Source organism: Paenibacillus sp. 01T422, from assembly GCF_056398785.1.
On sequence record NZ_JBFTQB010001246.1, the window covers coordinates 1 to 1397 of the forward strand.

General features: G+C 45.4%; 1 protein-coding gene and 1 pseudogene. One reads left to right on the forward strand and one right to left on the reverse strand.

The genetic code is table 11. From position 1 onward, the window contains the following. Nucleotides 1–300: pseudogene (locus AC1DUA_RS37630) on the forward strand (MFS transporter); the annotation flags it as partial. 478 nt (nucleotides 301–778) lie between these two features. Here the strand turns inward: AC1DUA_RS37630 and AC1DUA_RS37635 are convergent. Continuing rightward, complete coding sequence (locus AC1DUA_RS37635; RefSeq protein ID WP_477504578.1) at nucleotides 779–1102, reverse strand: GyrI-like domain-containing protein; 324 nt, start codon at nucleotides 1100–1102, stop codon at nucleotides 779–781. Nucleotides 1103–1397 lie beyond the last annotated feature (295 nt).

The following is a 1397-nucleotide window of genomic DNA, read 5'->3' on the forward strand; positions in this document are numbered from 1 at the left end:
CGTAACGTTTCAGGAGCGCTTGGAACGGCGCTTCTCGTGACTTTCATGACGAACAAAGCAGCTTCTCATGCCAAAGAGCTCATCATCTCGGGCAGAATTGATCCAAGCGACAAAGCCAAAATGGCGGAAGTCATGCAAGCTGCAACGATCTACGGGATCAACCACTCTTTCGTTATCGCTACATGGCTGAGTGTTGTTGCACTCGTGCTTGCATTCTTCATCCGTAAGGTGCAACCGCCCGAGGAATCAAGAGAGGCTACTACAACTGCCCCGGTCACTGCTTTGTTTGAGGATGAATGAGGAAGTTGTGGATTTTCGGCTATGTTGTACTTTGTACAACATAAAAGGTGCCTTGGCCTTATAATTTGGCAGCTAGTTGTATAAAGTACAACCATTTCAACCCAAATGGCGGGAAATCAACAGTTTACAGCCCTCCACGTTGTATAAATTACAATATAGAGGATGCTCAAGCATCATCCAAGCGTTAATGGTTGTATAAAATACTGCATAGAAGAGACCATTTGACCGTTAGGCTCAATGCCTTGACGGTCTTTCCCATAGGTAGCTGAATGTACTGCTGGGCAAGTTGCTGGTAAGCAGTCTGCCACAGCCCCTGGTGAATTTTACGCTCAACTGTCTTTGTAGCTAGTGATCAGTTTCTCTTCTTGCTCATCTCACATTTCTGAACAAGGCATGCTATATCCTTCCAATCCCCAATGTTCTGTCATGTCCAGTCTATCCATCGTGGAATAGGGAATAGGCAATGGGATAGGGAACACTAAACACCTTTTATCGGCACACAAATTTCGCAAAGCTCAGTGGCAGTCAGCTCTCCTGTATATCTTTCAATGACGGGCTTGTCTTCTACTTGAAATCCGTTGCGCTGTAAAGCTGAAAAAAATGTCATACCACGCTCGTTGAACATCCTCCGCGGTATGGTCAATTGTGCAAACGACGTACTGTCCGCAGGCCAACAGACCCTCGTTTGCTCCTCGCTTGAAAGGACAATGCAGGCATCGTACCTGCAAAGGTTAGGCGGCGTTGTTGCAGGGTTGTTTTGCGGAATGCCGAGGAGGTAAACAGATTCTTTTCCCCCGCCCATTGTTTTAACCTCAGCATAGCTTGCACATTGGCGGGACCGTAAGGGCCAATTTGCCGCACATAGGCAATGCGATAATCAGGGATCACTTCGAATTTTTAATATCCCTAAAGCGGCAGCGAGCGGAAATCAAAATAATAGGGGATTTAGTAATCTTATGTAGAATATTGGGGTTTACTATAATGAATGTGGAGTGTAAAATCACAGTCCGGTTGGTAGTCCGGGCACGGTTAAAATGGCGAATCTGTAAAAGCCAGACTTGCTTTGAGAATCTAGTAACAAAATTAAAGATTAAATA

What these genes read in the sequence shown, in the direction of transcription:
- AC1DUA_RS37635 (WP_477504578.1), bottom strand. Translation starts at nt 1,102, where the DNA reads ATGGGCGGGGGAAAAGAATCTGTTTACCTCCTCGGCATTCCGCAAAAC.